This is a genomic window from Streptomyces sp. NPDC090119, assembly GCF_044747085.1.
In the GTDB taxonomy this organism is placed as follows: Bacteria; Actinomycetota; Actinomycetes; order Streptomycetales; family Streptomycetaceae; genus Streptomyces.
In genome coordinates, this window is sequence record NZ_JBIVDK010000001.1 from 387,793 (window position 1) to 409,217 (window position 21,425).

At 71.4% G+C, this 21,425-nt stretch carries 22 protein-coding genes; 8 read left to right on the forward strand and 14 right to left on the reverse strand.

Annotated features, from left to right (window positions below; translation table 11 throughout):
- Positions 1-84: 84 nt before the first annotated feature.
- The gene (glgX, locus tag ACIPPM_RS01715; protein WP_401441929.1) at positions 85-2,226 is read right to left on the reverse strand and encodes a glycogen debranching protein GlgX; all 2,142 of its coding nucleotides are present in this window, start codon (positions 2,224-2,226) and stop codon (positions 85-87) included.
- A 432-nt stretch (positions 2,227-2,658) separates the two neighbouring features.
- Here glgX and ACIPPM_RS01720 point away from each other — a divergent pair, with 432 nt between their 5' ends.
- On the forward strand, positions 2,659-3,900 hold the full coding sequence (locus ACIPPM_RS01720) for an SAV2148 family HEPN domain-containing protein (RefSeq protein WP_401441930.1): 1,242 nt from the start codon (positions 2,659-2,661) through the stop codon (positions 3,898-3,900).
- Positions 3,901-3,994: 94 nt separating this feature from the next.
- Entirely contained in the window at positions 3,995-4,720 is a 726-nt protein-coding gene (locus ACIPPM_RS01725) for an exonuclease domain-containing protein (protein WP_401441932.1), read from the forward strand.
- A 16-nt stretch (positions 4,721-4,736) separates the two neighbouring features.
- On the opposite strand, the gene ACIPPM_RS01730 is transcribed toward ACIPPM_RS01725, so the two are convergent.
- Entirely contained in the window at positions 4,737-5,597 is an 861-nt protein-coding gene (locus ACIPPM_RS01730) for a phosphotransferase enzyme family protein (protein WP_401441934.1), read from the reverse strand.
- 153 nt (positions 5,598-5,750) lie between these two features.
- Between ACIPPM_RS01730 and ACIPPM_RS01735 the strand changes: the two genes are divergently transcribed.
- The 6 genes from ACIPPM_RS01735 to ACIPPM_RS01760 all read left to right on the forward strand — a co-directional run bounded on the left by ACIPPM_RS01735 (position 5,751) and on the right by ACIPPM_RS01760 (position 11,240).
- Positions 5,751-6,689 (forward strand): carbohydrate ABC transporter permease, encoded by a 939-nt coding sequence (locus tag ACIPPM_RS01735; protein WP_401441936.1) that lies wholly within the window; start codon positions 5,751-5,753, stop codon positions 6,687-6,689.
- Complete coding sequence (locus ACIPPM_RS01740) at positions 6,686-7,519, forward strand: carbohydrate ABC transporter permease (protein WP_401441937.1); 834 nt, start codon at positions 6,686-6,688, stop codon at positions 7,517-7,519. Before ACIPPM_RS01735 ends, ACIPPM_RS01740 begins: the two co-directional genes overlap by 4 nt.
- Complete coding sequence (locus ACIPPM_RS01745; RefSeq protein ID WP_401441939.1) at positions 7,519-8,799, forward strand: ABC transporter substrate-binding protein; 1,281 nt, start codon at positions 7,519-7,521, stop codon at positions 8,797-8,799. The genes ACIPPM_RS01740 and ACIPPM_RS01745 overlap by 1 nt, the downstream gene beginning before the upstream one ends.
- 57 nt (positions 8,800-8,856) lie before the next feature.
- Complete coding sequence (gene mgt / locus ACIPPM_RS01750; protein ID WP_401441940.1) at positions 8,857-10,059, forward strand: macrolide-inactivating glycosyltransferase; 1,203 nt, start codon at positions 8,857-8,859, stop codon at positions 10,057-10,059.
- A 156-nt stretch (positions 10,060-10,215) separates the two neighbouring features.
- Positions 10,216-10,761, forward strand: coding sequence for a DUF1697 domain-containing protein (locus ACIPPM_RS01755; protein ID WP_401441942.1), 546 nt, complete (start codon positions 10,216-10,218; stop codon positions 10,759-10,761).
- A 176-nt stretch (positions 10,762-10,937) separates the two neighbouring features.
- Positions 10,938-11,240: a hypothetical protein gene (locus ACIPPM_RS01760; protein ID WP_389002548.1), complete on the forward strand. Its 303-nt coding sequence runs from the start codon at positions 10,938-10,940 to the stop codon at positions 11,238-11,240.
- Here the strand turns inward: ACIPPM_RS01760 and ACIPPM_RS01765 are convergent.
- The 12 genes from ACIPPM_RS01765 to ACIPPM_RS01820 form a co-directional block, all read right to left on the reverse strand.
- A complete protein-coding gene (locus tag ACIPPM_RS01765) occupies positions 11,237-11,977 on the reverse strand; it encodes a sirohydrochlorin chelatase (protein ID WP_393592153.1) in 741 nt (246 codons plus the stop codon). The genes ACIPPM_RS01760 and ACIPPM_RS01765 overlap by 4 nt on opposite strands.
- A 6-nt stretch (positions 11,978-11,983) precedes the next feature.
- A complete protein-coding gene (locus ACIPPM_RS01770) occupies positions 11,984-12,868 on the reverse strand; it encodes an ABC transporter permease (RefSeq protein ID WP_401441944.1) in 885 nt (294 codons plus the stop codon).
- Complete coding sequence (locus ACIPPM_RS01775) at positions 12,855-13,634, reverse strand: ABC transporter ATP-binding protein (protein ID WP_393592149.1); 780 nt, start codon at positions 13,632-13,634, stop codon at positions 12,855-12,857. Before ACIPPM_RS01775 ends, ACIPPM_RS01770 begins: the two co-directional genes overlap by 14 nt.
- A gap of 37 nt (positions 13,635-13,671) precedes the next feature.
- A complete protein-coding gene (locus ACIPPM_RS01780) occupies positions 13,672-14,784 on the reverse strand; it encodes an aliphatic sulfonate ABC transporter substrate-binding protein (protein WP_401441946.1) in 1,113 nt (370 codons plus the stop codon).
- 255 nt (positions 14,785-15,039) lie between these two features.
- Positions 15,040-16,371: a sulfate adenylyltransferase subunit 1 gene (locus ACIPPM_RS01785; RefSeq protein ID WP_401441947.1), complete on the reverse strand. Its 1,332-nt coding sequence runs from the start codon at positions 16,369-16,371 to the stop codon at positions 15,040-15,042.
- A 2-nt stretch (positions 16,372-16,373) separates the two neighbouring features.
- Positions 16,374-17,321, reverse strand: coding sequence for a sulfate adenylyltransferase subunit CysD (cysD, locus tag ACIPPM_RS01790; protein ID WP_389002530.1), 948 nt, complete (start codon positions 17,319-17,321; stop codon positions 16,374-16,376).
- Positions 17,318-17,887, reverse strand: coding sequence for an adenylyl-sulfate kinase (gene cysC, locus ACIPPM_RS01795; protein WP_401441949.1), 570 nt, complete (start codon positions 17,885-17,887; stop codon positions 17,318-17,320). Before cysC ends, cysD begins: the two co-directional genes overlap by 4 nt.
- Complete coding sequence (locus ACIPPM_RS01800) at positions 17,884-18,594, reverse strand: phosphoadenylyl-sulfate reductase (RefSeq protein ID WP_401441950.1); 711 nt, start codon at positions 18,592-18,594, stop codon at positions 17,884-17,886. Before ACIPPM_RS01800 ends, cysC begins: the two co-directional genes overlap by 4 nt.
- A complete protein-coding gene (locus tag ACIPPM_RS01805) occupies positions 18,591-18,773 on the reverse strand; it encodes a hypothetical protein (RefSeq protein WP_130336901.1) in 183 nt (60 codons plus the stop codon). Before ACIPPM_RS01805 ends, ACIPPM_RS01800 begins: the two co-directional genes overlap by 4 nt.
- Positions 18,770-20,467 carry a nitrite/sulfite reductase gene (locus ACIPPM_RS01810; protein WP_401441952.1) on the reverse strand — a complete coding sequence of 566 codons (1,698 nt, stop codon included), beginning with the start codon at positions 20,465-20,467 and terminating at the stop codon, positions 18,770-18,772. Before ACIPPM_RS01810 ends, ACIPPM_RS01805 begins: the two co-directional genes overlap by 4 nt.
- Before the next feature lie 143 nt (positions 20,468-20,610).
- Complete coding sequence (locus ACIPPM_RS01815; RefSeq protein WP_350748019.1) at positions 20,611-20,694, reverse strand: putative leader peptide; 84 nt, start codon at positions 20,692-20,694, stop codon at positions 20,611-20,613.
- Positions 20,695-20,794: 100 nt separating this feature from the next.
- On the reverse strand, positions 20,795-21,373 hold the full coding sequence (locus tag ACIPPM_RS01820; protein ID WP_401441954.1) for a GNAT family N-acetyltransferase: 579 nt from the start codon (positions 21,371-21,373) through the stop codon (positions 20,795-20,797).
- Between the last annotated feature and the right edge of the window lie 52 nt (positions 21,374-21,425).

Genomic DNA, 21,425 nt, shown 5'->3' on the forward strand with positions numbered 1-21,425 from the left:
CTTCGTGTCATCCGGGTCCGCATCCGGCCCACGCGATCCGGACACCGGCCGGGGACACACCTCCGTGTCCCCGGCCGGTACGCGTCACGCCGGGCGCTGGAGCACGGTCAGGCTGCGGTCCGGCAGCGTGAGCCGGTCACCGGCCGCCACCTTCGGACCCTGACCCGGCGGTACCCCCTCCGGCTGGGCGGTGTCCACGACCACCTGCCACTGCCTGCCGTGGTCCACCGGCACCAGGAAGTCCAGCGGCTCGTGCGAGGCGTTGAACATCAGCAGGAACGAGTCGTCCGCGATGTGCTCCCCGCGCGGTCCCGGTTCGGAGATCGCGTTGCCGTTCAGGAACACGGCCAGCGCGGAGGCGGGCGCCGAGTCCCAGTCCGCCTGGGCCATCCGCTCGCCCTCCGGGGTGAACCAGGCGACGTCCGACAGCTCGTCCCGGGTGCCCTCCACCGGGCGCCCGTGCAGGAAGCGGCGGCGCCGGAACACCGGGTGCTCGCTGCGCAGCCCCACCATCGCCCGGGTGAACTCCAGCAGTGCGGCCCGCTCGTCCTCCCCCTCCGAACCCTCCATCTCCTCCAGCTCGGGCCAGTCCACCCAGGAGATCTCGTTGTCCTGGCAGTAGGCGTTGTTGTTGCCGCGCTGGGTACGGGCGAACTCGTCGCCGTGGCTGATCATCGGCACGCCCTGGGACAGCATCAGCGTGGCGATGAAGTTGCGCATCTGCCGGGCGCGCAGCTCACGCACGTCCGCCTCGTCGGTGTCGCCCTCCACCCCGCAGTTCCAGGACCGGTTGTGGCTCTCGCCGTCCCGGTTCTCCTCGCCGTTGGCGTCGTTGTGCTTGTCGTTGTACGAGACCAGGTCGTTCAGGGTGAAGCCGTCGTGGCAGGTGACGAAGTTGATCGAGGCCAGCGGGCGGCGCCCGTCGTCCTGGTAGAGGTCGGAGGAGCCGGTGAGCCGGGAGGCGAACTCCGCCAGCGCACGCGGCTCCCCGCGCCACAGGTCCCGTACGGTGTCCCGGTACTTGCCGTTCCACTCGGTCCACAGCGGCGGGAAGTTGCCCACCTGGTAGCCGCCCTCGCCGACGTCCCACGGCTCCGCGATCAGCTTCACCTGGGAGACCACCGGGTCCTGCTGGACCAGGTCGAAGAAGGACGAGAGCCGGTCCACCTCGTGGAACTGCCGGGCCAGCGTGGCCGCGAGGTCGAAGCGGAACCCGTCGACGTGCATCTCGGTCACCCAGTACCGCAGCGAGTCCATGATCATCTGGAGGACGTGCGGCGAGCGCATCAGCAGGCTGTTGCCGGTGCCCGTGGTGTCCATGTAGTACCGGGGATCGTCGGTGAGGCGGTAGTACGACGGGTTGTCGATGCCCTTGAACGACAGGGTCGGGCCCAGGTGGTTGCCCTCGGCGGTGTGGTTGTAGACCACGTCGAGGATGACCTCGATCCCGGCCTCGTGCAGCGCCCGCACCGCCGACTTGAACTCCAGCACCTGCTGGCCCCGGTCGCCCCAGGAGGCGTACGCGTTGTGCGGGGCGAAGAAGCCGATGGTGTTGTAGCCCCAGTAGTTGTTCAGGCCCATGTCGACCAGACGGTGGTCGTTGACGAACTGGTGGACCGGCATCAGCTCCAGCGCCGTCACGCCGAGCCGGGTCAGATGCTCGATGACGGCCGGGTGGGCGAGCCCCGCGTAGGTGCCGCGCAGCTCCTCCGGCAACCCCGGATGACGCATGGTCAGGCCCTTCACATGGGCCTCGTAGATCACCGTGCGGTGGTAGTCGGTGCGGGGCGGGCGGTCGTCACCCCAGTCGAAGTAGGGGTTGATCACCACCGAACTCATGCTGTGCGGCGCGGAGTCCAGGTCGTTGCGTTGATCGGGGGCGCCGAAGTGGTAGCCGTACACCTCCTCGCCCCACTGGACCTGCCCGCTGACCGCCTTCGCGTACGGGTCGAGCAGCAGCTTCGCCGAGTTGCAGCGCAGCCCCCGCTCGGGTGCGAAGGGGCCGTGCACCCGGAACCCGTACCGCTGTCCCGGCATCACGCCGGGCAGGTACGCGTGCCGGACGAACGCGTCGCTCTCGCGCAGTTCCACCGCCGTCTCGGAGCCGTCGTCGTGCAGCAGACACAGCTCCACTCGGTCCGCGGCCTCGGTGAAGACCGCGAAATTGGTACCGGCACCGTCATAGGTGGCGCCGAGGGGATACGCCTCTCCAGGCCAGACCTGCATGCGCTCGACTCTTCCAGGTGCGGGGCCCCGGTGGGGGCGCGTTGGCGGCGAGTCTCCCCGAAAGTGAGGGCACCTGACGACTACCGCCCTCCGCTGCCGGCCGACCCGTGGTCATGGATCACCTCTACCCCCACCCGAAGGAGGGAAGCCGCCGTAGGCCCGGCGAGCCGTACCCGGTCCCGGCCGGACGGGGTGCTCCGGGCGGGGGCCACCGGCATACGGGCCGCTCACCAGCGGTGCGCCCCGGTGAGCGGGCTTCGCGCCGCTATGACTCCGCTCACTCCATCCGCTGCCGGGCGGCCGGAACGGCCACTGACGGCACGGAAGTTGAGAAACCGACCTGTCCATCCGGCTGCACCGCCGACCGCTCGCGGAGTACCCTTCCTTGATCGTTGGGACGGGGAAGGTCCGGGGGACGGAAGGCGGTGCAGGGTGGGCTCGGGAGGGCTGGAGCTGCCCCCTGGTGGCGAGGGTCACGAGGGGAGCGGTTCCACGGATGTCCCGCCCGGCGCGGTGTCCCTGGCACGTCCGATGGGCGCGGGGTCGATCGGACCGGAACTCGACTGGGACGCGGGCGCCTGGCTGGAGGTGCGCACCCGGGCCCAGCGGGCGGGTCGCGCCTACATCTGGCTCAACCTTGTCGAGCAGCGGCTGCGCGCCGTGGTGGCCGCCGTGCTGCGCCCGGTCTACGAACCCGTGCACGGCGACGACTGGGTGGTGGCCGCCGCCGGACCGGCCGGGCAGGAGTGGGTGCAGCGGGCCGTCGCGGTGCGCGAAGTCAGCCGCCGCAAGGGCTACTTGCTCGACCCGGCCGACGACAACGTGCTCAGTTTCCTGACGTTGCCCCAGCTGCGCGAGCTGATGGTGCAGCACTGGCCGTGCTTCGAGCCGTACTTCGACGAGCGCCGGGACCTCGAACTCGCCCTGGACGAGCTGGAGGTGACCCGCAATGTCGTCTCCCGCAACCGCGCCCTGTCCGAGGCGGTGCTGAACCAGGCCGAGCGCGCGTCCGCACGGCTGCTGGAGCTGCTCGGCGCCGCCGGTGACGTGCCCTCGGCGGCCCGCCTGCCGGTCGACGCGGTCGAGGACCTGGTCGGCGACCGGTACGCGGACGTGGTCGCCGTGCACTCCGACCGGGTGCGGCTGATGGGCCAGTTCCCGGCCGAGGACCTGTTCGGCGGGGCCCGTCGGCTGGACGCCATCGGCATCGGGCTCAACCTGCTGGTGCAGAACTTCTCCGGCCGCCGCCTGGTCCGCCTCGCGGAGTCCGGCTGCCGGGTCCGGCTGCTCTTCCTCAACCCGGCCTCCAGCGCGGTCAAGCGCCGTGAGCGGGAACTCGGCATGAAGCGAGGCGAGTTGGCCCGCTCGGTCGAGATGAACATCCTGCACATGCGCCGAGTCCGCTCCCGGCTGCGCGACCCCGGCGCCTTCGAGATCCAGGTGTACGACGAGACACCGCGCTTCACCGCCTACCTGGTGGACGGCGACGGCGCCGACGGCATCGGCGTGGTGCAGTCCTATCTGCGCGGGGCGCGCGGCATGGAGTCGCCGGTGCTGGTGCTGCGGGGCGGCAGCCGCGTGGTCAAGTCGGACCATTCGGTAGATTCCGGACTCTTCCCCACCTATCGGGAGGAGTTCGAGATGGCCTGGGCGGATTCGCGGCCGGTGTCCTGAGGCCCGCCGCCGACGGGGGCCGGGGGCGTTGTCAGTGCCCCGTGTCATGGTGGAGGCCACTGGGGGAAAGCACCACCAAGAAGGGGGGCCGCCCATGGGCTGGCACCGGGAGCCGCTGATCGGCTTCGACCTGGAGACGACCGGAACCGATCCGCGCCAGGCACGCATCGTCACGGGCGCCGTGCTGGAGGTCAGGGCCGGTGAGCCCGTGGCGCGCCGCGAGTGGCTGGCCGATCCGGGCGTGGAGATACCGGCCGACGCGGTCGCCGTGCACGGCATCACCAATGAACGCGCCACGGCCGAGGGCCGCCCGGCCGACCAGGTGGCCGACGCCATCGCGTCCGCACTGGTCACCGCCTGGGAGACCGGCATGCCGGTCGTCGCGTACAACGCGGCCTTCGACCTCACCCTGCTCTCCGCCGAGCTGCACCGCTACGGCCTGCCCTCGCTCGCCGAGCGGCTGGGCGGCCGCGCCCCGGCCCCGGTCGTCGACCCGTACACCATCGACCGCCGGGTCGACCGCTACCGCCGGGGCAAGCGGAACCTGGAGGCGGTCTGTGCGGAGTACGGGGTGCTGCTGGACGCGGCCCACGACGCCTCGGCCGACGCCCTGGCCGCCGCCCGGCTCGCCACCGCGATAGCCGAGCGGTACCCGAAGATAGCCGAGCTGGGCCCGGCGGAGCTGCATCGCTCCCAGGTCGAGTGGTATGCCGAATGGGCCGCCGACTTCGAGGCGTTCCTGCGGCGCAAGGGCGAGACGGACGCGGTGATCGACCGGATCTGGCCGGTGCGCGAACTCACGGACGTCACCGTGCCGTAGGCGGTACCGGCCCCGCTCAGAACGGGTACCAGCGCACCGACTCGTCCCCGTCCCGGAGGGACGCGACACGGCGCTCGAACTCGGTGAGGGCCTTGGGGTTGGCCGGGGCGTGCTGGGCGACCCAGGCGCAGCTGGCGGTCTCGCGGGCGCCGCGGAGCACCGAGCAGCCGTCCCACTCGCGTACGTCCCAGCCGTAGGCCGAGGTGAAGGCGTCGTAGGCGTCTGCGGGCAGGCCGTAGCGGTCGCGGGAGAGGGCCATCACCACGAGGTCGTGCTCGCGCAGGTCGGCGGAGAAGGTCTCCAGGTCCACCAGGACCGGGCCGTCCGGGCCGAGGTGCACATTGCGGGGCAGCGCGTCCCCGTGGATCGGACCCGGCGTCAGGCGGGGGGTCAGCGCGGCGGCGGCCGAGGCGAAGCCGTCGCGGCGGGCGCGCAGATAGGCCGCGTCCTCGGGGTCGATCGCGTCGCCCGCGAGCCGCAGCCAGCGCTCCACCCCGCCCAGCAGCTCACGGGGCGGCAGCGGCACCGGCGGCGCGGGCAGCGCGTGCACCAGCCGCAGCAGCTCGGCCAGATCGCGGGGTTCGGCGGGGCGTACGGCGTCGGGCAGCCGGTGCCAGACGGTCACCGGATGGCCGTCCACCAGCAGCGGTTCGGGCTCGGCCGCGCGTACCGCGGGCACCCCGGACTCGGCGAGCCAGGAGGCGACGGCCAGTTCGCGGCGGGCCCGGTCGAGCAACTCGGCGTCCCGGCCGACCTTGACCACCAGGTCCCCGGCGGCGAACACGGCGTTCTCGCCGAGGGCGAGCAGGCGGGCGTCCGCCGCCGGGGGCAGCACCTTCGCCCCGGCCAGTACCGCCCGCGCCCGTGCCTCGTCCATCGTCCGCCTCCATGGCCTGTGTCTGTGATCCCTGCCCTGTCGCGTGGCCAGTCTCGCATTCGCACAGGTCGGACGGTGTGCGGTCACTTGACGGGGCGCGCTGTGTTCACGAACATGAGCACGCCAACCGAGCCAGGCAAAGGGGCTGATCCCATGACATCACCGGTGAGATCGCCGGTGACATCACCGGTCGAGGCGCGGCGACCGCCCGCGCGCCCCGGCGGCCGCGACCACGCCGTCTGGTTCCTGGTGCTGCCCGCCCTGATCCCCATCCTCGTGCTCAGCGTGGGCCCGCTGCTGTACGGCATCCTGCTGTCCTTCACCGACGCCCAGTCCGGCCGCACCGCGCCGACCCGCTGGATCGGCGCGCTGAACTTCCAGGACCTGTTGCACGACACGCTGTTCTGGGAGTCGTTCCGGATCGGCCTGGTGTGGGCGGTCGGCGTGACCGTGCCCCAGTTCCTGCTGGCGCTGGGCCTCGCCCTGCTGCTCAACCAGGAACTGCGGCTGCGCTGGCTGGCCCGCGCCCTCGCCATCGTCCCCTGGGCGATGCCCGAGGTGGTCGTCGGCATCATGTGGCGGCTGGTCTACAACCCGGACGCGGGCATCCTCAACGAGACGCTGCGCGACCTCGGCCTCGGCGACGGACGGGACTGGCTGAGCGGTCTCGCCACCGCGCTGCCCGCCGTCATCGTCGTCGGCGTCTGGGCCGGGATGCCGCAGACCACGGTCGCCCTGCTCGCCGGGCTGCAGAACACCCCGCGTGAACTCCACGAGGCGGCCGCCGTGGACGGCGCCGGAGCCTGGCGGCGGTTCCGCACGGTCACCTGGCCCGCGCTCAGACCCGTCGCCCTCTCCATCACCGCGCTCAACCTGATCTGGAACTTCAACTCCTTCGCCCTGGTGTACGTGCTCACCAGCGGCGGACCCGGCGGAAAGACCCGGCTGCCCATGCTGTTCGCCTACGAGGAGGCTTTCCGCTACGGCCAGTTCGGCTACGCGGCCGCGATGGGCTGCGTGATGGTCGCCGTCATCTCGATCGTGCTCGCGGTGTTCCTCGCGGGACGGCTGAGGGGAGGCGAGGACGCGTGAGGACCCGGCCCGCGGCCCGCGCGGGGCAGTACGCCGCCCTGCTGGCCTATCTGATCTTCCTGGCGTTCCCGTTCCTGTGGCTGCTGTCCACCGCGTTCAAGCCACCGCGCGAACTCGGCAGCCTCCACCCCACCTGGATTCCGCGCCACCCCACCCTCGCCAACTTCCGGCAGGCGTTCGACGAGCAGCCCCTGTTGCACGCCGCCCTCAACTCCCTGCTCGCGGCGCTCGGGGCGGCCGTCGTCGCCGTACTGATCGCCACCCCCATGGCGTACGTCATGGCCCGGCACCGCAACCGGCTCGCGCGGGCGGCGAGCGCCTGGGTCGTGGTCAGCCAGGCGTTCCCGTTCGTGCTGATCATCATCCCGCTGTTCCTGGTGCTGAAGGAGCTGCGGCTGATCGACTCCCTGGCCGGACTGACCCTGGTGTACGTGGTGTGGTCGCTGCCGTTCGCGCTGTGGATGCTCGTCGGGTACGTGCGGGCGGTCCCCGTGGAGCTGGAGGAGGCGGCCGCCCTCGACGGGGCGGGCAGGCTGCGGACCCTCGTCTCGGTGACCGCGCCGCTGCTCGCGCCGGGGATCGCGGCCACCGCGCTGTTCGCGTTCGTCACCGCGTGGAACGAGTTCTTCTTCGCGCTCGTGCTGCTCAAGAGCCCCGGCAACCAGACCCTGCCGGTCGTGCTCACCCATTTCATCGGCGCGGAGGGCGTCGCCGACCTCGGCCCGCTGGCCGCGGCCGCGTTCCTCGCCACCCTGCCCTCCCTCGTGGTGTTCGGCCTGCTCCAGCGGCGGATCACCGGGGGCCTGATCGCCGGAGCGGTGAAGAGCTGATGCGGACCAAGGTCACCACGGCGGTCGCCGCCCTCCTGCTGCTCCTCGCGGGCTGCTCCTCCGGCGGCCACGACGACGGCGGACCCGTCACCCTGCGCTTCCAGTCCCTGGCCTGGCAGCAGGAGTCGGTCGCCGCCAACAAGGAACTCGTGCGGGAGTGGAACGCCGCCCACCCCGACGTCCGGGTCGAGTACGTACAGGGCAACTGGGACGGGGTACACGACCAGTTGCTCACCTCCTTCGAGGGCGGTGAGGCCCCCGACGTCATCCACGACGCCTCCGACGACCTCGCCGACTTCGCCTACGGAGGCGACCTCGCCGACCTGAGCGAGCTGCTCCCCGCCCGGCTCAAGTCGGACATCCCGCAGCGCAGTTGGCAGGCGACCACCTTCGGCAAGGGCGTCTACGGCGTGCCCTTCCTCCAGGAACCCCGCGTGCTGATCGCCAACTCCGCCTGGCTGCGGAAGGCGGGAGTGCGCATCCCGACCCCCGAACACCCCTGGAGCTGGGCCGAGTTCCGGCAGATCACGGGGGAACTCAGCGGCGACGGCAAGTACGGCGTGGCCTGGCCGCTGAAGGAGCCGGTGTCCGTCACCCTCAACCTCGGGCTCTCGGCGGGCGGCACCCTCTTCCAGCGGGGCGGCGACGGCAAGGTGAACGTGCGGTTCGGCGCCGCCGACGCCGTCGTACCGCGCACCGTGCACGACCAGGTGGCCCGCGACCGCAGCGCGCCCACCTCCACGCTCGGCAGTGGGGGCTCGGACACGCTGCCCGGCTTCTTCGGCGGGCGGTACGCGATGGTCCCGCTGGGCTTCTCCTACCGCCAGCAGATCGAGCAGCAGGCGCCCAAGGGCTTCCGGTGGGAGGTGCTGCCCGCCCCGGCCGGCGCCGACGGGCTCACCCAGGGCGTCAGCCCGCAGACCCTCTCCATCGCCCAGGACTGCCCGCACAAGAAGGAGGCCGCCCAGTTCATCGACTTCCTGCTGCGGCCGAAGAACATGGTCCGGCTCGCCCTCGGCGACTGGATGCTGCCCACGGGCACCGAGGCCCTCGCCGACCCCGCCCTGCACACCACCGACCACGGCTGGGCCACCGGCACCGCCCTGGCCGCCCACCTCCGCCCGGCGCCCGCCCAGTCGGTGCGCGGCTACCCGGAATGGAAGGACAAGATCGCCACCCCGGCCTTCCAGGAGTACTACAGCGGCGCCATCGGCCTCACCGAGCTGCGCGAGCGCCTGGAGAAGGACGGCAACCTGGTCCTCGCCCGCTACCAGCGTTGACCGGTCGGGGCGAAATTCGCTGGAGCGGCCCACCGGGCCCCACCTAGCCTCAAGGTCATGACCCCCCAACGCCCCGCCCACATCGCCATGTTCTCCATCGCCCAGCACGGCCATGTGAACCCCAGCATCGAGGTGATCCGGGAACTCGTCGCACGCGGCCACCGCGTCACCTACGCCATCCCGCCGCTCTTCGCCGAGAAGGTCGCCGCCACGGGCGCCGTACCCGTGCCCTACACCTCCACCCTGCCCGGCCCCGACGCCGACCCCTCGGCGTGGGGGACCACGCTGCTGGACAACGTCGAGCCCTTCCTCGCCGACGCCATCCAGGCGCTTCCCCAGCTCATCAAGGCGTACGAGGGCGACGAACCCGACCTGGTCCTGCACGACATCGCCTCCTATCCCGCCCGCGTCCTGGCCCACCGCTGGGGCGTGCCCGCCGTCTCCCTCTCCCCGAACCTCGTCGCCTGGGAGGGGTACGAGGAGGAGGTCGCCGAGCCCATGTGGGCGGAGCCGCTGAAGACCGAGCGCGGCCAGGCGTACTACGCCCGGTTCACGGAATGGCTCGTGGAGAACGGCATCACCCAGCACCCGGACCCGTTCACCGGCCGCCCCGCCCGCTCCCTGGTCCTCATCCCCAAGGCGCTCCAGCCGAACGCCGACCGGGTCGACGAGCGCGTGTACAGCTTCGTCGGCGCCTGCCAGGGCGACCGCACCGACCAGGGCACCTGGCAGCGGCCCGAGGGCGCCGAGAAGGTGGTCCTCGTCTCCCTCGGCTCCGCCTTCACCAAGCGGGCCGCCTTCTACACCGAGTGCGTACGGGCCTTCGGGGACCTGCCCGGCTGGCATCTCGTCCTCCAGATCGGACGGCACGTCGACCCGGCCGAACTCGGTGAGCTGCCGAGGAACGTCGAAGTGCACTCCTGGGTGCCGCAGTTGGCCGTGCTCCGGCAGGCCGACCTGTTCGTCACCCACGCGGGTGCGGGCGGCAGCCAGGAGGGGATGGCCACCGCCACCCCGATGATCGCGGTCCCTCAGGCCGCCGACCAGTTCGGCAACGCCGAGATGCTCCAGGCGCTCGGTGTGGCCCGGGTGCTGCCCACCGAGGACGCCACGGCCGACCGTCTGCGCGCGACCGCCCTCGCCCTGGCCGACGACCCGGAGGTGGCCCGCCTGCTCAAGGAGATCCAGGCCGGCATGGTGCGGGAAGGAGGCACGACGCGCGCCGCCGACCTGATCGAGGCGGAGCTGCCGGGACGCTGACCTCGGTGGAGAAACGTTGTTGAACCAGTCACAAGATCGTGGAGGAGTTGCTCCGGGCCCGCTCGATCCGACAGAGTTTCCCGCAACGGGCGTACCGCCCGGTACGGCCGTCGTGCCCGCCCCCACGGGGCACGACGGCCGTTCTATCGTGGGCGCATGACGACGACGTACGCGGCGCTGCTGCGCGGGATCAACGTGGGCGGTAACAAGAAGCTCCCGATGGCCGACCTGCGAACTCTCCTCACCGAGCTGGGTCATGACGACGTACGCACCCATCTCCAGAGCGGACAGGCAGTGTTCACCGCCTCCCAGGGGGACGAGGGGTTTCTCGCCGGGGAGTTGAGCGCGGCCATCGAGAAGCGGTTCGGCTTCCCCGTCGAGGTGATCGTGCGGGACCACGCCTATCTGACCGCCGTCGCGGACGCCTGCCCCTTCCCCGCCGACGAGCTGGAGGCGAAGCAGCTGCACGTCACCTACTTCTCCGACCCCGTGGACGCCGAGCGCTTCGCCGGGATCGACACCGCCGCCCGCCTCCCCGAGGAGTTCCGCCTCGGCGACCGCTGTCTGTACCTCTACGCCCCCGACGGGCTCGGCCGCTCCAAGCTCGGTGAGGAACTGGCCCGCCCGCGCGTCACCAAGGGCCTGATCGCCACCACCCGCAACTGGAACACCGTGCGCAAACTGGTCGAGCTGACCGGCTGAACCGGCCCCCTTAGTCGATAGCCGGAGAATGTCAACCCCCCTTCACTCCAAAGAGGTTGATTGCTGGTGCCCTCGGCCGCTTCGTGGGTAACGTCGCCGACCGAGCCGACCCGGCACGCTTCCCTCGCCGCAGCCCGGCCCCCGTAAGGCCCCCGGATCAGGAGTGAGGACAGAACGTGAACGCGTACAACCACCCCGGCAGTACCTCCGGCCGCCCGGTACCCGGCGGCGACGGAACCGACCTGGAGACCCTGATCCAGCTCGCCGACGGGCTCGTCGCCGCGCTGCACGCCGAGTACCCGGTGCTCCTCGCCCACGGGGAGATCATCGTGGCCGAGCTGGCCCTCGCGGCCGACGACGGCTTCCCGCCCAACCGCGGCCGCATCCGGCACCAGCTCGACGACCTGTGCATCGGCGCCGCCGCCGGTACCGGCACCCTCGAGTACACCCGGCGCCTGACCACCGCGCTCAACCTCTAGGCGCCCACGGCCACCGGGAGCGACCGCAGCGCCTCCGTGTAGCGGTCCAGCAGCACCCGCGCCACCTCCGGCGCGGGGCCCAGCACGTCGGCCAGGACGTCCGCGTCCGCCGCGCCCCGGGCGATCCGGTCGGGAAGGAAGCCCGGCGCCAGCACATAGGGCGCCACGGCCACCCGCTCGCACCCCTGGGCGCGCAGCTCCCGTACGGCGTCCTCGGTGCGCGGGAGCTGGGCGGAGGCGAACGCGGGTCGCACGGCACACCAACCGGTGCGCCACCACTCCCGCGCGATGTCGGCGATCACCGCGATCGCCTCCGCGTCGGAGGACCCCGCCGAGGCCAGCACGACCCCGGTCGAGGACTTGTCGGCAGGGCTCAGCCCCGCCTCGTACAGGCGCCGTTCCAGCGCCGAGACCAGCAGCGGCGACGGGCCGAGCACCTCCGCCTGCCGGATACGCATCCCGCGCGGCGCCTCCCGCAGCACCGCCGGGATGTCGGCCTTGGCATGGAAGGCGCGGGTCAGCAGCAGCGGCTGCGCGACCACCTCACGTACACCGTCGGCCGCGAGGGAATCCAGGACCGCGGGCACCGAGGGCACGTTGAAGTCGAGGAAGCCGGTCACCACCCGCAGGTCCGGCCGCATGGACCGGACCCGCGACACCAGGGCGTGCACGGTCGCCGCATGCCGGGGGTCACGGCTGCCGTGGGCGACGACGAGGAGAACGGGCTTGTGGAACATGGGACTTCAGCTCTTCACCAGCAGGCCACGGCTGCGCAGCACCCACCGCTCCAGCGGACTGAAGATCAGCAGGTCGACCGCGATGCCGACGAACAGGATCAGCAGGATGGCCTCGAACACCATCGCCATGTCGAGGGCGTTGCGGCCGTTCTCCAGCAACTGGCCGAGGCCGACACCCAGATCGGGGAAGGACGCGATGATCTCGGCCGCCATCAGCGAGCGCCAGGAGAACGCCCAGCCCTGCTTCATCCCGGCCACGTAGCCGGGCAGCGCGGCGGGCAGCGTGATGTGCCAGACCCCGCGCAGCCCCCCGGCGCCCATGGTGCGGCCCGCCCGCAGGAACAGCGGGGGCACCTGGTCGATGCCGGACACCAGGCCGTTGGCGATGGAGGGCACCGCGCCGAGCAGGATCACCGCGTACATCATCGAGTTGTTCAGGCCCAGCCAGATCACCGCCGGGGGCACCCAGGCCACCGAGGGCAGCGACTGGAGGCCGGACAGGATCGGGCCGATGGCCGCGCGCACGAACTTCACCCGCGCCACCAGCAGCCCCAGCGGGGTGCCGATGAGCAGCGCCAGGCCGAAGCCGAGCAGGCCGCGCGAGACGCTGGTCCAGATGTAGCCGAGGAGCTTGCCCTCCAGCCAGTCCCGTTGGACCGCCTCCCACACCGCCCTCGGCGCGGGCAGCTTGGTGGGGTCGGAGACGACCCCGAAGGACACCAGGGCCTGCCAGACCAGCAGCACCACCAGGACGGCGGTGACCGGCGGCAGCACCTTGGTGACCAGGGTCTGCTTCAGCGGCACCCGTGCGCCGCGCGGGGTCTCCAGGGCGTCGAGGCCCGCCTCCACGCTCCCGGTGTCGGGAGCCGACTTCGTCTCAGTGCTGGCCATGGCGGCGGATCTCCCCACGCAGTGCCTCGGTGATCTCCAGGGACAGTTCCGCCACGGGGGCGTCCTCGATGCGGCGCGGCTGCGGGATGTCCACCGTCCACTCGTGGGCCACCTTGCCCGGCCGGGAGGACAGCAGCACGACCCGCTGGGCCAGCCGTACCGCCTCGCGCACGTTGTGCGTCACGAACAGCACGGACAGCCCGGTCTCCGTCCAGACGCGGGTCAGCTCGTCGTGCAGCACGTCGCGGGTGATGGCGTCGAGGGCCGCGAACGGCTCGTCCATCAGCAGCAGTCCGCTCTCCTGCGCCAGCGCGCGGGCCAGCGCCACCCGCTGCCGCATACCGCCGGACAGTTCGTGCACCCGCTTGCCGTACGCGCCCTTGAGCCGGACCAGTTCGAGCAGCGACTCGGCTTTGTCGCGGCGGTCGGCCTTGGGCACGCCCCGCAGGCGCAGGGCGAGTTCGATGTTCTTGCCCGCGGTCAGCCACGGGAAGAGGGCGTGTTCCTGGAACATCAGGGCCGGGCGGCCGTCGGTGTCGATGGACCCGGCGCTCGGCCGGTCCAGCCCCGCGACCAGGTTGAGCAGGGTCGACTTGCCGCAGCCCGAGGCCCCCAGGAGGGTGACGAACTCGCCGGGCGCGACATCGAGACTGATGTCGTCCAGCACGAGCTGCTGCCCGCCCGGTCCCGGAAAGGACTTCGAGACGTGGTCGAGACGGGCGGCGTAATCGACCGCCGGGCCGGCCTCGGCGAGGGTGGTGGCCATGGTCGTCACCTCCTGGAGACTCATCGGTTGGCGTCGGTCAGCTGGTGCCGAGCCCGGCGGCGTCGACCTTGGGGGCGCCCTCGGCGCCGAGGACCTTGTTGAGCAGGGTCAGGTCGTAGATGCCCTTGAGGTCGGGCTTCGCGAGCAGACCCGCCTTGACCGCGTGGTCGGCCTCGGTGTTCAGCGTGGCGGCCAGCGGGTCGTCGGTGGTCTGGATCGACTTCCACGCCGGGTCCAGCACGGCCGGGGGCAGCGACTTGCCGGAGTCCGCCTCCAGCTGCTTGTTCGCCGACTCCTTCGCCGCGTCCGGGTTGGCCTTGATCCACTTGTTGGTGCGCACCGACGCCCGCAGGACCGCCTCGACGGCCTTCGGGTGCTCCTTGAGGAACTTCTGCGACACGATCACATTGGTGATCACGAACTTCTTGTCCGGCCACAGGTCGGACTCGTCCAGCAGCACCTTGCCGCCCTCGGCGACCAGCTTGGACGCGGTCGGCTCCGGCACCCAGGCGCCGTCCACGGAACCGGCCTTGAAGGCGTCCGGGGTCACCTTGTTGTCACTGCGGACCACGGTGACGTCACCCTTGCCGCTCTGCGCGTCGACCTTGTAGCCCTGCTCCGCCGCCCAGTTGAGGAAGGCGACGTCCTGGGTGTTGCCGAGCTGGGGCGTGGCGATCCGCTTGCCCTTGACGTCCTTGACCGACTTGATCTTCTTGGGGTTCACGACCAGCTTCACCCCGCCGGACGCCGAACCGCCGATGATCTTCAGGCTGCGGCCGCCGGACTTGGTGTAGCCGTTGATCGCGGGGGAGGGGCCGATCCAGCCGATGTCGATGGAGCCGGAGTTGAGCGCCTCGATCTCGGAGGGGCCCGCGTTGAAGGTGGCGTAGTCGGCCTTGGTGGCGCCCAGTTCCTTCTGGAACAGGCCCTGCTGGCGGCCGACCAGCGCGGTGGCGTGGGTGAGGTTGCCGAAGTAGCCGATCTTGACGGAGTCCAGACCGTCGATCTTCTTGGCTCCGGCGGCGACCTTCTGGTTGGCGGCGTCGTCCTTGGCCTCGGACCCGTAACCGCAGGCCGCGAGGGCCAGCAGGGGGAGTACGGCGAGGACGGTGAGACCGCGGCGCGGCAGCGGCGAACTGATGGCAGGCACGGGAGGCGTTTCCTCTCGTCGGCCCGGGGTCACGGCGGTCAGGCCGTGGCCGGGAGGTCGATGGGTCTTCGTCGTCGCAACCGGGACGTCGTCGGGTGGGAGGAGGGCGATGCGTGGGGGAGCAGGGCGCGCGAGCGGTGCGCGTACGTCAGCGCGCACATCGCGCGACCCCGCCCTGCCCGGAGCCGAGCGCGCCGCTGCCGATGCGGCCGCCCTCCTTGGCGAACGTCGAGAAGACCTCGGTGGCCCGCATGGTCAGAAGTCCCACCCGTCGTCGTCGGCGTCCGTCACCGGCTCGGGCGCGGCGAAGGACTCGCCGACCATGCCCGCGGTGAGGGTGGTGCCGTCGCTGGGGTCGATCAGGATGAAGGAGCCGGTGCGGCGCGAGTCGGCGTAGGAGTCGACCGGCAGCGGTTCGGCGGTACGGATCTTCACCCGGCCGATGTCATTGGCGGCGAGCGTCCCCGGATGGGGGTGCAGGGACAGGTCGGCCAGGGTGAGCCGGGACGGGATGTCCTTGACGATCGCCTTCACCGTGCGCGTGCCGTGCTTGAGCAGCACCCGGTGGCCGACGGTGAGCGGCTGGTCGGCGACATGGCAGACGGTCGCCTCCACGTCCTGCGTGGTCGCGGGCGCGTCCTTCGTCGGCACGATCAGGTCGCCGCGCGAGACGTCCACGTCGTCCGCCAGCAGCACGGTCACCGACTGCGTGGTCCAGGCGACGTCCACCGGTTCGCCCAGCAGGTCGATCCCGGCGATGGTGGAGGTCCGGCCGGACGGCAGCACCGTGACCTCCTCGCCCACCCGGAAGGTGCCGGACGCGATCTGTCCGGCGTACCCCCGGTAGTCGGGGAGGTCGGCGGTCTGCGGGCGGATCACGTACTGCACCGGCAGCCGGGCGTGGCAGTGCGCCAGGTCGTGGCTGACCGGCACGGTCTCCAGGTGCTCCAGCACGGTCGGGCCGCCGTACCAGTCCATCCGGGCGGAGGCGTCGACCACGTTGTCCCCGGCCAGCGCCGAGATCGGGATCGCGGTGACCTCCGGGACGCCCAGCTCGGTCGCGTACGCCGTGAACTCCTCGGCGATGGCGGCGAAGACGCGCTCCTCGTAGCCGACCAGGTCCATCTTGTTCACCGCCAGCACCACGTGCGGCACGCGCAGCAGGGCGGCGATGGCCGCGTGGCGGCGGGTCTGCTCGACCACGCCGTTGCGGGCGTCGACCAGGACCACGGTCAGCTCGGCGGTGGAGGCGCCGGTGACCATGTTCCGGGTGTACTGCACATGCCCCGGCGTGTCGGCCAGGATGAAACGGCGGCGCGGGGTGGCGAAGTAGCGGTAGGCCACGTCGATGGTGATGCCCTGCTCCCGCTCGGCCCGCAGGCCGTCGGTGAGCAGCGCCAGGTCCGGCGCCTCCTGGCCCCGGCTCGCGGACGCCCGCTCCACGGCCTCCAGTTGGTCCACCAGGACCGACTTGGAGTCGTGCAGCAGCCGTCCGACCAGGGTGGACTTGCCGTCGTCGACGGAGCCCGCGGTGGCGAACCGGAGCAGGGTGGTGGCCGAGAGCGCCTCGGTGGTGATCGTGCTCATGGTCAGAAGTACCCCTCGCGCTTGCGGTCTTCCATCGCGGCCTCGGAGAGCTTGTCGTCGGCGCGGGTCGCGCCCCGCTCGGTGAGCCGGGACGCGGCGATCTCGGTGATGACCGCCTCCAGCGTGGTCGCGTCGGAGTCGACGGCGCCCGTGCAGGACATGTCGCCCACCGTGCGGTACCGCACCAGCCGGGTCTGGACCGGCTCGGTCTCCTTCGGGCCGCCCCACTCGCCGGCCGTCAGCCACATGCCGCTGCGGGAGAACACCTCGCGCTCGTGCGCGAAGTAGATCTCCGGCAGCTCGATGCCCTCGCGGGCGATGTACTGCCACACGTCCAGCTCGGTCCAGTTGGACAGCGGGAACACCCGGACGTGCTCACCGGGGGCGTGGCGGCCGTTGTACAGGTTCCACAGCTCCGGGCGCTGGCGGCGCGGGTCCCACTGGGAGAACTCGTCCCGCAGCGAGAACACCCGCTCCTTGGCGCGGGCCTTCTCCTCGTCGCGCCGCCCGCCGCCGAACACCGCGTCGAACCGCTCGCTCTGGATCTTCTCCGTCAGCGGCAGCGTCTGCAGCGGGTTACGGGTGCCGTCGGGACGTTCCTTGAGCACACCCCGGTCGATGTAGTCCTGTACGGAGGCCACATGGAGGCGCAGCCCATGTGCGGCCACCACACGGTCCCGGTACTCCAGCACCTCGGGGAAGTTGTGTCCGGTGTCCACATGGAGCAGGGCGAAGGGCACGGCTGCGGGCGCGAACGCCTTCAGCGCCAGATGCAGCATGACGATCGAGTCCTTGCCCCCGGAGAACAGGATCACCGGGTTCTCGAACTCGCCCGCCACCTCGCGGAAGATGTGCACCGCCTCGGACTCCAGCGCGTCCAGGTGCGAGAGGGCGTACGGGCTGTCCGTGCCCTCGCCGCCTCCCGTGACCTTGGCGACGGTCGTCGTCATGCCAGTCCCCTCTCGCCGAGCAGGGCGTGCACCGCGGCCGCCGACCGCGCGACGCTCTGTCCCTGCGTCTCGATCCGGAGGTCCGGCGTCACCGGCTCCTCGTACGGGTCGTCCACACCGGTGAGCCCGGTCAGCTCACCCGCGGCCTGCCGGGCGTACAGCCCCTTCACGTCCCGCTCGCCGCACACCTCGACCGGGGTCGCCACATGGACCTCCAGGTACGGGGTGCCGTTCGCCGTGTGCCGCTTGCGCACCGCCTCGCGGCTGTCCGCGTAGGGCGCGATCACCGGGACCAGCGCCAGCACGCCGTTGCGGGCGAGGAGTTCGGCCACGAAGCCGATGCGCTGGACGTTGGTGTGCCGGTCCTCGCGGGCGAAGCCGAGCCCGGCCGAGAGGAACTCGCGGATCTCGTCGCCGTCGAGCACCTCCACGCGCCGTCCCTCGGCGCGCAGCCGGGCGGCCAGTTCGGTGGCGATGGTGGTCTTGCCCGCGCTCGGCAGACCAGTGAGCCAGACGGTGGCTCCGGTCGTCACGTCTTCTCGCTCCTTGTTCTGATGGGTCGTCATCCGTGCAGCCCGCACTCGGTCTTGCCGCGTCCGGCCCAGCGGCCCGCCCGCGCGTCCTCGCCCTCCAGCACCCGCCGGGTGCAGGGGGCGCAGCCCACCGACGCGTAGCCGTCCATCAGCAACGGGTTGGTGAGCACACCGTGTTCGGCGACGTAGGCGTCCACGTCGTCCTGGGTCCAGCGGGCGATGGGGGAGACCTTGACCTTGCGGCGCCGGGCGTCCCATCCGACGACCGGGGTGTTCGCCCGCGTCGGCGACTCGTCCCGGCGCAGCCCGGTGGCCCACGCCTGATACCCCGTCAGACCCGCTTCCAGCGGCTGGACCTTGCGCAGGGCGCAGCACAGGTCGGGGTCGCGGTCGTGCAGCCGGGGCCCGTGCTCGGCGTCCTGCTCGGCGACGGTCTTCTCGGGGGTGAGCGTGACGACGTTGACGTCCATCACGGCGTCCACGGCGTCCCGGGTGCCGATGGTCTCGGGGAAGTGGTAGCCGGTGTCGAGGAACACCACGTCCACGCCGGGCCGCACCCGCGAGGCCAGGTGGGCCACCACGGCGTCCTCCATGGAGGAGGTCACGCAGAACTTCTCGCCGAAGGTGTCCACCGCCCAGCGCAGCACCTCCAGCGCGGAGGCGTCCTCCAGCTCGCGGCCCGCACGCTCGGCCAGGTCCCGCAACTCGTCCTCGGTGCGCTCTTTCTGAGCGATCGTCATATCCGGTCGTCCCCTCCGTCGTCGCCCCGCTTCAGCCCCCGGGCGAGCAGCCCGAGGAACTTCAGCCGAAAGGCGCGATTGCAGGCTCCGCATTCCCAGGCGCCGTGGCCCTCCTCGCTCGGGCGCAGGTCCTCGTCCCCGCAGTAGGGGCAGTGGAACGGTGCGGCACGCTCGCTCACGACAGCGCCTCCTCACTGGCCCGCGCGGCCCACGCGGCGAACCGCTCGCCGTCGGCGCGCTCGTCCTCGAAGCGGCGCAGCACGCGCTCGACGTAGTCGGGCAGCTCCCGCGAAGTCACCTTCAGGCCGCGCACCTTGCGGCCGAAGCCCGCCTCAAGGCCGAGCGCGCCGCCCAGGTGCACCTGGTAGCCCTCGACCTGGTTGCCGTCCTCGTCCATCATCAACTGGCCCTTGAGACCGATGTCCGCCACCTGGATGCGGGCGCAGGCGTTCGGGCAGCCGTTGAGGTTGATGGTGATCGGCTCCTCGAACTCCGGCAGTCGGCGCTCCAGTTCGTCGATGAGGGCGCTGCCGCGCGCCTTGGTCTCGACGATGGCCAGCTTGCAGAACTCGATGCCGGTGCAGGCCATCGTGCCCCGCCGGAACGGCGAGGGGGTGACCCGCAGGTCCAGCGCCTCGAGAGCGGCGGCGAGGGACTCGACCTGGTCGCCCTCGACGTCCAGCACGATCATCTTCTGCTCGGTGGTGGTGCGGACCCGGCCGGAGCCGTGCTCCTCGGCGACCCCGGCGATCTTGGCCAGGGTGGCGCCGTCGACCCGGCCGACGCGCGGGGCGAACCCGACGTAGAAACGGCCGTCGCGCTGGCGGTGCACGCCGACGTGGTCGCGCCAGCGCTCCACCGGCTGCTCGGGCGCGGGGCCGTCGAGCAGCTTGCGGCCGAGGTACTCGTCCTCCAGCACCTGCCGGAACTTCTCCGGGCCCCAGTCCGCGACCAGGAACTTCAGCCGGGCGCGGTTGCGGAGCCTGCGGTAGCCGTAGTCCCGGAAGATGGAGATGACGCCCTCGTAGACGTCCGGCACCTCCGCCAGCGGCACCCAGGCGTCCAGCCGTACCCCGAGCTTGGGGTTGGTGGACAGGCCGCCACCCACCCACAGGTCGAAACCCGGCCCGTGCTCGGGGTGGTCGACGCCGACGAACGCGATGTCGTTGATCTCGTGCGCCACGTCCAGCAGGGGCGAACCGGAGACCGCGGACTTGAACTTGCGCGGCAGGTTGGAGAAGTCCTTGTTGCCGATGATCCGGCGCTGGATCTCCTCGATGGCCCAGGTGCCGTCGAGGATCTCGTCCTCGGCGATGCCCGCGACCGGCGAGCCGAGGATCACGCGCGGGACGTCGCCGCACGCCTCGGTGGTGGACAGGTCCACCGCTTCGAGGCGCCGCCAGATCTCCGGCACGTCCTCGATCCTGATCCAGTGCAGCTGGATGTTCTGCCGGTCGGTGATGTCGGCGGTGCCACGCGCGAACTCCTGCGAGATCTCACCGATCACGCGGAGCTGGGCGGTGGTCAGCCGGCCGCCGTCGATGCGCACCCGCAGCATGAAGTACTTGTCGTCCAGCTCCTCCGGTTCGAGGATCGCGGTCTTGCCGCCGTCGATACCGGGCTTGCGCTGGGTGTACAGACCCCACCAGCGCATGCGCCCGCGCAGGTCGTTGGGGTCGATGGAGTCGAAACCCCGCTTGGCGTAGATCGTCTCAATGCGTGTCCGCACATTGAGACCGTCGTCGTCCTTCTTGAACTGTTCGTTGCCGTTGAGCGGGGTGTGGTGTCCCGCCGCCCACTGGCCCTCACCACGGTGACGGCTCACCTTGCGGCGGGGCGCGGCGGCAGCGGGGTCCTGGGGACTGGGGGCCATGGTTCTACGTCCTTAGGAACAGGCGACACATCAGAAACAGGCGGCAAATCGGCTCTGGCCTGCGCGCATGGGCGCACGCGGGGCACACGTGCGCGGCATTGCGCTGAACGGGGTGAAGCAAGAGGTCGGCGGCGCTGGAGTGCTCAGCTCGCCCGACACATGGCGCTGGACATGCGGCCGAGGTCGACGTGCCGTCGACTCACCAAGGCGATTCCAGTTCCAGACATGACGGCAGCGTGTCACGCGCCTCTCGGGCCAGTCCACCATTGTCCGCCATCTGGACGGATCTATTCTGAATGGCGAGACAGGGTGCGGGCCGGGTCCGGATCAGTCGCCCAGGAACGCGCCCGGCCATGGTCCGGGTGTCGGCAGCTCCGTCTCCAGCTCGACCTTCGTGTCGAACAGCGTGAAGCCGCGCCGCAGATAGTTGTCCCGCGCGTACGGGCCGTCCTTGCTGCAGGTGTGCAGCCACACCCGCTTGACCGGATCGAGGCCGGGCCACCGCGTCGCCAGGTCCCAGGCGCGGGCGGTGCCCACCGACAGCAGATGCCCGCCGATCCGGCGCCCCCGGAACGCGGGCAGCAGACCGAAGTAGGCGATCTCCACCACGCCCTCCCCGGTCGCCTCCAGCTCGACGTACCCGGCGGGCGTGCCCCGCTCGTACGCCACCCAGGTCTCCACGCCCGGCCGCGCGAGGTACTCCCGCCACCGCGCGTGGGTCCAGCCGAGCCGGTCGGTCCACTGGATGTCGCCGCCGACCGAGGCGTACAGGAACCGGTTGAACTCGGGGGACGGCACCTCGGCCCGGACGATCCGCACCGCGTCGCCCTCGGGTGCCGCGGCGGGCAGGAGGTCGGACGGCGAGGTCTGTTCCAGGGACCAGGTGGTGACAGGGACGCTGCTCATGGGCTCAGGGAATCATCCCGCCCGTCGGACTGTCGATCGTCGGCGGCGGGAT

What these genes read in the sequence shown, in the direction of transcription:
- glgX (WP_401441929.1), bottom strand. Translation starts at nt 2,226, where the DNA reads ATGCAGGTCTGGCCTGGAGAGGCGTATCCCCTCGGCGCCACCTATGAC.
- ACIPPM_RS01725 (WP_401441932.1), top strand. Translation starts at nt 3,995, where the DNA reads ATGGGCTGGCACCGGGAGCCGCTGATCGGCTTCGACCTGGAGACGACC.
- ACIPPM_RS01730 (WP_401441934.1), bottom strand. Translation starts at nt 5,597, where the DNA reads ATGGACGAGGCACGGGCGCGGGCGGTACTGGCCGGGGCGAAGGTGCTG.
- ACIPPM_RS01735 (WP_401441936.1), top strand. Translation starts at nt 5,751, where the DNA reads ATGACATCACCGGTGAGATCGCCGGTGACATCACCGGTCGAGGCGCGG.
- ACIPPM_RS01745 (WP_401441939.1), top strand. Translation starts at nt 7,519, where the DNA reads ATGCGGACCAAGGTCACCACGGCGGTCGCCGCCCTCCTGCTGCTCCTC.
- mgt (WP_401441940.1), top strand. Translation starts at nt 8,857, where the DNA reads ATGACCCCCCAACGCCCCGCCCACATCGCCATGTTCTCCATCGCCCAG.
- ACIPPM_RS01755 (WP_401441942.1), top strand. Translation starts at nt 10,216, where the DNA reads ATGACGACGACGTACGCGGCGCTGCTGCGCGGGATCAACGTGGGCGGT.
- ACIPPM_RS01765 (WP_393592153.1), bottom strand. Translation starts at nt 11,977, where the DNA reads ATGTTCCACAAGCCCGTTCTCCTCGTCGTCGCCCACGGCAGCCGTGAC.
- ACIPPM_RS01770 (WP_401441944.1), bottom strand. Translation starts at nt 12,868, where the DNA reads ATGGCCAGCACTGAGACGAAGTCGGCTCCCGACACCGGGAGCGTGGAG.
- ACIPPM_RS01775 (WP_393592149.1), bottom strand. Translation starts at nt 13,634, where the DNA reads ATGGCCACCACCCTCGCCGAGGCCGGCCCGGCGGTCGATTACGCCGCC.
- ACIPPM_RS01785 (WP_401441947.1), bottom strand. Translation starts at nt 16,371, where the DNA reads ATGAGCACGATCACCACCGAGGCGCTCTCGGCCACCACCCTGCTCCGG.
- cysD (WP_389002530.1), bottom strand. Translation starts at nt 17,321, where the DNA reads ATGACGACGACCGTCGCCAAGGTCACGGGAGGCGGCGAGGGCACGGAC.
- cysC (WP_401441949.1), bottom strand. Translation starts at nt 17,887, where the DNA reads ATGACGACCCATCAGAACAAGGAGCGAGAAGACGTGACGACCGGAGCC.
- ACIPPM_RS01800 (WP_401441950.1), bottom strand. Translation starts at nt 18,594, where the DNA reads ATGACGATCGCTCAGAAAGAGCGCACCGAGGACGAGTTGCGGGACCTG.
- ACIPPM_RS01810 (WP_401441952.1), bottom strand. Translation starts at nt 20,467, where the DNA reads ATGGCCCCCAGTCCCCAGGACCCCGCTGCCGCCGCGCCCCGCCGCAAG.
- ACIPPM_RS01815 (WP_350748019.1), bottom strand. Translation starts at nt 20,694, where the DNA reads ATGTCTGGAACTGGAATCGCCTTGGTGAGTCGACGGCACGTCGACCTC.
- ACIPPM_RS01820 (WP_401441954.1), bottom strand. Translation starts at nt 21,373, where the DNA reads ATGAGCAGCGTCCCTGTCACCACCTGGTCCCTGGAACAGACCTCGCCG.